Here is an 8916-nt window from a genome sequence, read left to right on the forward strand (position 1 = left end):
CCACCCGGTCAGGAGTTCTGCGGGAAACCGAGGTTGACGCCGCCGTGCGAGGGGTCCAGCCAGCGGCTGGTGACCGCCTTCGTGCGGGTGAAGAACCGCACCCCGTCCGGCCCGTACGCGTGCGCGTCACCGAACAGGGAGGCCTTCCATCCGCCGAACGAGTAGTAGGCCACCGGGACCGGGATCGGCACGTTGACGCCGACCATGCCCACCTCGACCTCGTTCTGGTAGCGGCGCGCCGCCCCACCGTCGTTGGTGAAGATCGCCGTGCCGTTGCCGTACGGGTTGGCGTTGACCAGCCTCAGCGCCTCGTCGTAGCTGGACACCCGCACCACGGACAGCACGGGACCGAAGATCTCGTCGGTGTAGACCGGCATCTCCGGCGTCACGTGGTCGAACAGGGTCGGGCCGAGCCAGAAGCCACCGGCGTCGCCGTCCACCGGATGCTCGCGGCCGTCCACCACCAGCGACGCGCCCGCCCGCACCCCGGCATCCAGATACGACACCACGCGGTCCCGGTGCGCACCCGTGACCAGCGGTCCCATCTCGCAGCCGGCCCGCCGGCCGTCGCCCACGCGAACGTCGGGCATGCGCCGGCGGATCCGCTCGACCAGGTCGTCGCCGACCGGGTCCACCGCGACCACCACGGAGATCGCCATGCAGCGCTCCCCTGCCGAGCCGAAGCCGGCGGACACGGCGGCGTCCGCGGCCAGGTCGAGATCGGCGTCCGGCAGCACCACCATGTGGTTCTTCGCCCCACCGAGCGCCTGCACCCGCTTGCCGTGCCGGGTGCCCGTCTCGTAGACGTACCGCGCGATCGGGGTGGAGCCGACGAAGGACACCGCGCGCACGTCCGGATGCTCCAGCACCCGGTCCACCGCGACCTTGTCGCCGTGGACCACGTTGAACACGCCGTCCGGCAGCCCGGCCTCGGCCCACAACTCGGCGAGCAGGTTCGCCGCCGACGGGTCCTTCTCGCTGGGCTTGAGCACCACCGTGTTGCCGCAGGCGATGGCGATCGGCGCGAACCACAGCGGCACCATGGCGGGGAAGTTGAACGGGGAGATCACCCCGACCACGCCGAGCGGCTGCTCGATCGAGTACACGTCGACCCTCGTCGACGCGTTCTCGGTGAACCCGCCCTTGACCAGTGCGGGCACGCCGCAGGCGAACTCCACGACCTCCAGCCCGCGCTGCACCTCGCCGGCCGCATCGGAGAGCACCTTGCCGTGCTCGGCCGTGATCACCTCGGCCACCTCGGACGCCCGCGCGTTGAGCAGTTCCCGGAACGCGAACAGCACCCGGCCGCGCCGCGCGTGCGAGGCGTCCCGCCAGGCCGGAAACGCCCGCTTCGCGGCGGCCACCGCATCGTCCACTTCGGACGCCGACGCGAAGTCCACCCGGCCGGCGACCTCGCCGGTCGCCGGGTCGAACACGTCGCCGGTCCGCTCGGCGACGCCGTCCCACGGCTTGCCGCCGATCCAGTGCGTAATCCGCCGGCGGGTCATCGGGACACCTCCGCCTGCACGGCCGCGATGGACGCGGTGAGTACCTCCAGGCCCTCGTCCGCCTCCTCCTCGGTGAGCGTCATGGGCGGCGCCAGCCGGATCACGTTGCCGTGCAGGCCGCCCTTGCCGACCAGCAGGCCGCGTGACCTGGTCTCCTCCAGCAGCAGGCTCGCCGCGCGCGGATCCGGGTCGGTGCCGCCCGGCCGGACGAGTTCGACGCCGATCATCAGGCCCTTGCCGCGCACGTCGCCGACCACGTCGTGACGCTGCTGCGCGGCGCGCAGCCCGGCCAGCAGCTTGGCGCCCAGCTTGGCGGCGTTGGCCTGCAGGTCGTGGTCGAGGATGTACTCCAGCGTGGCGCGGGCGCCCGCGGTGGACACCGGGTTGCCGCCGAACGTGGAGATCGAGTTCGCGGTCAGGCAGTCCATGATGTCCGCGCGGGCCACCACGCCGCCGATGGCCAGCCCGTTGCCCAGCCCCTTGGCGAACGTCATCACGTCGGGTACCACGTCGTGCGCCTGCATACCCCAGAAGTGTTCCCCGGTGCGGCCCCAGCCGGTCTGCACCTCGTCGGCGACGAGCAGGATGCCGTAGGAGTCCAGCACCTCCTTCATCGCGCCGAACAGGCCGTCCGGCGGAACGGCGAACCCGCCGACGCCCTGGATCGGCTCGGCGATCAGGCACGCCACGTCGCCCGCGGTGGTCGTGGTGATCACGTCCCGCAGGTCGGCCACGCAGGCACGGATGTAGTCGGCGTCCGAGTAGTCGCGGAACGGGCTGCGGTACCGGTAGCCGCCGTGCACGTAGCTGACGTTGACCGGGGTGAGGCTGGATGCCGACCAGCCACGGTTGCCGGTGACGCCCATGGTGGCGAAGGCGCGGCCGTGGTAGGAGTTGCGCAGCGCGAGCACCTGGTTGGACCGCCGGTACTGGGTGGCCAGCAGCAGCGCCGCCTCGTTCGCCTCGGTGCCGGAACAGGTGAAGAACACCTTGGCGTCCGGAATGCCGGACAGTTCGGCGATCCGCTCGGCAAGCTCCACCTGCTGGCGGATCAGGTACAGCGTCGACGTGTGGAAGATCCCGGTGTCGACCTGGGCGCGTACCGCGTCGGAGATCTCCGGGATGTCGTAGCCCACCGCGTTGGTCAGGATGCCGCCGAAGAAGTCCAGGTAGGTGCGGCCCGCACCGTCGGTGACGCGCCGCCCGTGGCCGCTGGTGATCTCGATGGGCTCGTCGTAGAACAACGCCAGCCACCGCGGCATCACCGCCCGATGCCGGGCCAGCAGATCGGCGTGCGCCATGCCCGCTCCTCGCCTCGCTGATCCCCGTCCGGCGGGGCTGTCTCCGAGTGTGGCCGGCGGCCTCGGCAGGGCTCCACGTGCAGGGTGTATCGAAATCGCGCGTTCTGGCTTACGGTGTGTTCAGCCGCGTGCCCGGGCGGGCCTCCGCGCTGGGGAACACGCACCGAGGGAGCCGCATGTACCCGACCGTTTCCGACGTGCTCGCGATGCCCGTGGTACAGCGGGGGCGCCCGGCCGTGGTGGCCGGATCGGCCGGCCTGTCCCGGCGGGTGCGCTGGGTGCACGCGGCGGAAGTGGCGGAGATCGCACACCTGCTCCGCGGCGGCGAGCTGGTGTTGACCACGGGCATCGCGCTGCCGGAGGACGCGGTCGGGCTCACCCGCTACATCGACGACCTGGCCAGGGTGGGCGCCGCGGGCGTGGTGGTGGAGATGGTCCGGCGCTGGCAGGACCGGCTGCCGCCGGCGCTGGCGGCAGCCGCGGAGCGGACCGGGCTACCGCTGGTCACGCTGTCCCGGGAGACCCGCTTCGTGTCCGTCACCGAGGCCGTCGCCGGGGTGATCGTCCAGGCGCAGATCGCCGAGCTGCAGGCCGCCGAGCAGATCCACGAGACGTTCACCGCGCTGACCGTCTCCGGCGCGGAACCGGCGGAGATCCTGCGCGAGGTGGCGCGTAGCTCGGGCCTGCCGGTGGTGCTGGAGAACCTCGCCCACCACGTGCTCGCCTACGACGCCGCCAGCGAGGACCCGGCCGAGCTGCTGGCCGACTGGGAGGCGCGGTCACGGCGGGTCCCGTTCGCCGGTCGCACCCGCTACGACGCGTCGATCGGCTGGCTGATGACCAGCGTGGGCGCGCGGGGCGACGACTGGGGCCGGCTGGTGCTGCTCTCCCCCACCGAGCCGCTGCACCGGCACGTCGTGGTCGCCGAGCGCGCCGCGTCCGCACTGGCCCTGCACCGGCTGATCGCCAGGGACCGGGAGAGCGTGGAACGCCAGGCACATCGCACGCTGCTCGCCGAACTGCTCGGCGCGGGACAGCCGTCGGACGACCTGATCGCCCGTGCCGCCGCGCTCGGCGTGCCGCTGGCCGGCCGCCGGCTGGTCGGCGCCACGGTGCGGCCCCGGGTCACCACGCCCGCCGCGGCCCTGGACACCCAGGAGGTGCTGCGCGATCTCGCCGAGGCCACCGCCCGCGCGGCCCGGGGCGCCGCGGTGCCCGCCCTGGTCGGCGTGGTCGACGAGACCGGGGTGCGGGCACTGCTCGCGCTGCCGGCGGACGAGCCGGACGGCACGCTGCACCGGCTGGCGCGCGAGGTGCACCGCGCGGCGTCCGGGCTGGCCCGGCCGGTGCCGGTGCTGCTGGCGGTGGGCACGCCGGCGGGTTCGCTGGCCGACGCCCGGCGCAGCCTGGCCGAGGCGGCGCACGTGTCGGCGGCCGCGCTGCGCGCCTCCGGCGACCGGGACTACTACTGCCTCGAGGACGTCCGGCTGCGTGGCCTGCTGCACCTGCTGCGCGACGACGAGCGGGTGACCGCGTTCGTGGAGCGGGAGCTGGGCCCGCTGCTCGCCAGTGACGGCCGGCTGCTGGACCTGCTGCGCGGCTACTGCCGCCACGGCGGCAACAAGTCGGCCGCGGCCGCCGCGGCGCACCTCTCCCGCACCGCGTACTACCAGTACCTGACCCGGATCGAGCAGTTGCTCGGCGTCTCCCTGGACGACCCGGAGTCGATGCTGTCGCTCCACGTGGCCCTGCTGGCGCGCGAGGCGGTGCGAGCAGAGGTGCGCTGACCCGGTTTCCCGACCGTCATGTGGCCGTAACGGGTGCCTGGACAAGCTGTGCGCATGGGGCCGCAAGGCCGCACACTTTGCCACTACTCTGCCACCCGGAGGCGCACCACGATTCCCCGCAACGGATTGCGACGTCTGGTCAGCTCACCGCGTTGTCGGGGTGGCTGGCGTACGGCTCGCGGGCCACCGTGAGCCGGGTAACGAAGCCCACGGACAGGGCTTGCCACCACCGGTGCCACGTCTTCCGACTGCGAGCCTCCCATGACACTTCCGCACCCTTCGACGGCGCAGATCACCCAGCCGGACGGACGCGTCGAGCTCCGCGACGACACCGCCATCCGCGACAGCCGCTTCTGCAACGACGAGCTGGCTCCGGTGCCCGTCCAGCGGCGCACCTGGACGACCTACAACTACGCGGCGCTGTGGATCGGCATGGCGCACAACATTCCCAGCTACCTGCTCGCCTCCGGGCTGATCGCGCTGGGCATGAACTGGGCGCAGGCGCTGCTCACCATCGCGCTGGCCAACCTGCTGGTGCTGATCCCGATGCTGTTCAACAGCCACGCCGGCACCAAGTACGGCATCCCGTACCCGGTGTTCGTCCGCGCGTTCTACGGGGTTCGTGGGGCGAACCTGCCGGCGCTGCTGCGGGCGTTCATCGCGTGCGGCTGGTTCGGCATCCAGACCTGGGTCGGTGGCGAGGCGATCTACGTGATCGCCGGCAAGCTGTTCGGCTCGTGGTGGACCAACGCGCCGACCGTGTTCGGCCAGCCGTGGACGGTGTGGCTGGCGTTCGCGATCTTCTGGGTGATCCAGATCGTGATCATCTGGCGGGGCATGGAGACGGTGCGCTGGCTGGAGAACTGGGCGGCGCCGTTCGTCATCGTGGTCGCCGTGGTGCTGCTGGCCTGGGTGGTGGCCAGGGCCGGCGGGCTCGGGCCGATCCTGCACCAGCCCACGCAGCTCGGCTGGGGCGGGAAGTTCTGGGCGGTGTTCGCGCCGTCGCTGATGGGCATGATCGGGTTCTGGTCGACGCTGTCGCTGAACATGCCCGACTTCACCCGGTTCGGCGGCAGCCAGCGCCAGCAGGCCTGGGGCCAGGTGCTCGGGCTGCCCACCACGATGTCGTTCTTCGCCATCCTGTCCATCGTGATCACCTCCGGGTCGGCGGTGATCTACGGCCAGGCCATCTGGGACCCGATCCAGCTCGCCGCGAAGTTCGACAACCCGGCCGCGGTGATCCTCGGCCTGGTCACGGTGATGGTGGCGACCGTGTCGGTGAACGTCGCGGCCAACGTGGTCAGCCCGTCCTACGACTTCTCCAACGCCGCGCCCCGGCTGATCAGCCGGCGCACCGGCGCGCTGATCACCGGCGTGATCGGCGTGCTCATCCAGCCGTGGCGGCTGGTGTCCGACCCGCACGTCTACATCTACACCTGGCTGGGCTTCTACGGCGGCGTGTTCGGCTCGATCGCCGGGGTGCTGATCGCCGGGTACTGGGTGGTGCATCGCACCGAGTTGCGGCTGGCCGACCTGTACCGCGACGAGGGCGCCTACTGGTTCACCGGCGGGTGGAACTGGCGGGCCGTGGTGGCCACCGTGGTGGGCGGCGTGCTGGCCGTCGGCGGCGCGTACTCCGCGCCCGGCGAGGGCCCGTTCCCCGCGGCCGGCCTGATCCCGGTGTTCAAGCCGCTCTACGACTACGGCTGGGCGGCCGGGCTGGTCGCCGGGTTCGTCGTCTTCCTCGTCCTTTCCCTGCCGCTGTCCCAGCGCGTCGGCACTCCGGTGCGCACGGCCACCGCATCCGCCACCCCGGTACCCGAGGACTGACAGTCTGTTCCGGAAGTGGGTGGACCTGTGGTGACGAGCCGAGGAACGCGCCGGGGCGAATCCCCCGCGATCGCGAAAGAGCACTGAAGGAGGACGTCTCGTGGCAGAGATCATCAGGGCCGGCCTGGTCCAGCAGAAGTGGACCGGCGAGAAGGAGTCGATGATCCGCAACGCGGTCGCGCACATCGCCACCGCGGCCTCGCAGGGCGCCCAGGTGGTGTGCCTGCAGGAGCTGTTCTACGGCCCGTACTTCTGCCAGGTCCAGGACGCGGACTACTACTCCTACACCGAGCAGATCCCGGACGGTCCGACCACGCAGCTCATGTGCGAGGTGGCCAGGCAGCACGGGGTGGTGCTGGTCGTCCCGATGTACGAGGAGGAGCAGCCGGGCGTCTACTACAACACCGCCGCGGTGATCGACGCGGACGGCACCTACCTCGGCAAGCACCGCAAGAACCACATCCCGCAGGTGAAGGGGTTCTGGGAGAAGTTCTACTTCCGTCCCGGCAACCTCGGCTATCCGGTGTTCGACACCGCGGTCGGCCGGATCGGCGTCTACATCTGCTACGAGCGGCACTTCCCGGAGGGCTGGCGGGCGCTGGGCCTGGCCGGCGCGCGAATCGTGTTCAACCCGTCCGCCACCAGCCGCGGCCTGTCCGCCTACCTGTGGCGGCTGGAGCAGCCGGCGGCGGCGGTGGCCAACGAGTACTTCGTCGGCGCGATCAACCGGGTCGGCGTGGAGCCGTTGGGCGACAACGACTTCTACGGCCAGTCCTATTTCGTCGACCCGCGCGGCCAACTGGTCGGCGAGGCGGCGTCGGACACCGACGACGAGGTCGTGGTGCGCGACCTGGACATGGGCGCGCTGGCCGAGGTGCGCGACCTGTGGGCGTTCTACCGGGACCGCCGGCCGGACACCTACGACGTCCTCACCCGGCCCTGACCATCCGTTAGGAGGCACGGCATGCGCATCCTCATCCGCAACGGCACGGTGGTCACCGCGACCGGCGCGTCCGAGGCCGACGTGCTGGTGGACGGTGAGCGGATCGCCGCGCTCGCCGCCAGGGACAGCGGCCTCGCCGACGCCTGGTCGCCCACCGCGGACCGGGTGATCGACGCCGCCGGCAGGTACGTGCTGCCCGGCGGGATCGACGCGCACACGCACATGGAGATGCCGTTCGGCGGCACCTTTTCCGCCGACACCTTCGAAACCGGCACCACCGCGGCCGCCTGGGGCGGCACCACCACCATCATCGACTTCGCCGTCCAGGCCAAGGGCACCTCACTGCTGTCCACTCTGGACAAATGGCACGCCAAGGCGGATGGCAACTGCGCCATCGACTACGGCTTCCACATGATCGTCTCCGATGTCAACGACACCACGTTGAAGGAGATGGAGACCTGCGTCGACGCCGGCGTGAACAGCTTCAAGATGTTCATGGCCTACCCGGGCGTGTTCTACGCGACCGACGGCGAGATCCTGCTGGCCATGCAGAAGGCCGCGGCCACCGGCGGCCTGGTGATGATGCACGCGGAGAACGGCATCGCGATCGACCAGTTGGTCGCGCAGGCGCTCGCCGCGGGCCGCACCGACCCGGTGCAGCACGGCCTGACCCGGCCGCCGGAGTTGGAAGGCGAGGCGACCAGCCGGGCGATCGCCCTGGCGAAGGTCACCGGCTCGCCGCTGTACATCGTGCACCTCTCCGCCGCGCAGGCGCTGGACGCGGTGACCGAGGCCAGGGATGCCGGCCAGAACGTGTTCGCCGAGACCTGCCCGCAGTACCTGTACCTGTCCATTGAGGACCTCGCCAGGCCGGACTTCGAGGGCGCCAAGTACGTGGCCTCGCCGCCGCTGCGGCCCAGGGAGCATCAGCCGTCGCTGTGGCGGGGGCTGCGCACCAACGACCTGTCCGTGGTGTCTACCGACCATTGCCCGTTCTGCTTCAACGAGCAGAAGGAGCTGGGCCGCGGTGACTTCGCCAAGATCCCGAACGGGATGCCCGGCGTGGAGCACCGGATGGACCTGCTGCACCAGGGCGTGGTGGCCGGCGAGCTGTCCCTGGCCCGGTGGGTGGAGGTCGCCTCGACCACGCCGGCGCGGATGTTCGGGCTGTACCCGCGCAAGGGCACCATCGCGCCCGGGTCGGACGCCGACATCGTGGTGTACGACCCGACCGCGCGGCAGACGCTGTCCGCCGCCACCCACCACATGAACGTGGACTACTCCGCCTACGAGGGCATGGAGATCACCGGCCGGGTGGAGACCGTGCTGTCCCGCGGGCGGGTCGTCGTCGACGCGGGCGCCTTCCACGGCGGCGCCGGGCACGGCCGGTTCCTGGAGCGCGAACTCTGCCAGTACCTCAGCTAAGGGGGATTCCCAATGAAGTTGTCAAGTCATGGGGATGAGGCACCGTGAGTGGCTCAGGCTGCCGCGGTAGGGGGAACGGACTGGTAGAGGGCGCCGTCGCGCAGCATGGCCCACAGGACGTT

At 71.2% G+C, this 8916-nt stretch carries 6 protein-coding genes; 4 read left to right on the top strand and 2 right to left on the bottom strand.

The window, feature by feature from the left end:
• Positions 1-8: 8 nt before the first annotated feature.
• Positions 9-1508 (bottom strand): CoA-acylating methylmalonate-semialdehyde dehydrogenase, encoded by a 1500-nt coding sequence (locus tag FFT21_RS07205; protein ID WP_137812967.1) that lies wholly within the window; start codon positions 1506-1508, stop codon positions 9-11.
• A complete protein-coding gene (locus FFT21_RS07210; protein WP_137812968.1) occupies positions 1505-2809 on the bottom strand; it encodes an aspartate aminotransferase family protein in 1305 nt (434 codons plus the stop codon). Before FFT21_RS07210 ends, FFT21_RS07205 begins: the two co-directional genes overlap by 4 nt.
• A gap of 176 nt (positions 2810-2985) precedes the next feature.
• Between FFT21_RS07210 and FFT21_RS07215 the strand changes: the two genes are divergently transcribed.
• The 4 genes from FFT21_RS07215 (at position 2986) to hydA (ending at position 8794) form a co-directional block, all read left to right on the top strand.
• Positions 2986-4596 (top strand): PucR family transcriptional regulator, encoded by a 1611-nt coding sequence (locus FFT21_RS07215; RefSeq protein WP_137812969.1) that lies wholly within the window; start codon positions 2986-2988, stop codon positions 4594-4596.
• 261 nt (positions 4597-4857) lie between these two features.
• Complete coding sequence (locus tag FFT21_RS07220) at positions 4858-6426, top strand: NCS1 family nucleobase:cation symporter-1 (protein WP_137812970.1); 1569 nt, start codon at positions 4858-4860, stop codon at positions 6424-6426.
• Positions 6427-6526: 100 nt separating this feature from the next.
• Positions 6527-7369 carry a nitrilase-related carbon-nitrogen hydrolase gene (locus tag FFT21_RS07225; RefSeq protein ID WP_137812971.1) on the top strand — a complete coding sequence of 281 codons (843 nt, stop codon included), beginning with the start codon at positions 6527-6529 and terminating at the stop codon, positions 7367-7369.
• 21 nt (positions 7370-7390) lie between these two features.
• The gene (gene hydA / locus FFT21_RS07230) at positions 7391-8794 is read left to right on the top strand and encodes a dihydropyrimidinase (RefSeq protein ID WP_137812972.1); all 1404 of its coding nucleotides are present in this window, start codon (positions 7391-7393) and stop codon (positions 8792-8794) included.
• Positions 8795-8916: the final 122 nt, after the last annotated feature.

The sequence above is a fragment of the Gandjariella thermophila genome (assembly GCF_005405885.1).
GTDB classification, from domain to species: domain Bacteria; phylum Actinomycetota; class Actinomycetes; order Mycobacteriales; family Pseudonocardiaceae; genus Gandjariella; species Gandjariella thermophila.

What these genes read in the sequence shown, in the direction of transcription:
- FFT21_RS07205 (WP_137812967.1), bottom strand. Translation starts at nt 1,508, where the DNA reads ATGACCCGCCGGCGGATTACGCACTGGATCGGCGGCAAGCCGTGGGAC.
- FFT21_RS07210 (WP_137812968.1), bottom strand. Translation starts at nt 2,809, where the DNA reads ATGGCGCACGCCGATCTGCTGGCCCGGCATCGGGCGGTGATGCCGCGG.
- FFT21_RS07215 (WP_137812969.1), top strand. Translation starts at nt 2,986, where the DNA reads ATGTACCCGACCGTTTCCGACGTGCTCGCGATGCCCGTGGTACAGCGG.
- FFT21_RS07220 (WP_137812970.1), top strand. Translation starts at nt 4,858, where the DNA reads ATGACACTTCCGCACCCTTCGACGGCGCAGATCACCCAGCCGGACGGA.
- hydA (WP_137812972.1), top strand. Translation starts at nt 7,391, where the DNA reads ATGCGCATCCTCATCCGCAACGGCACGGTGGTCACCGCGACCGGCGCG.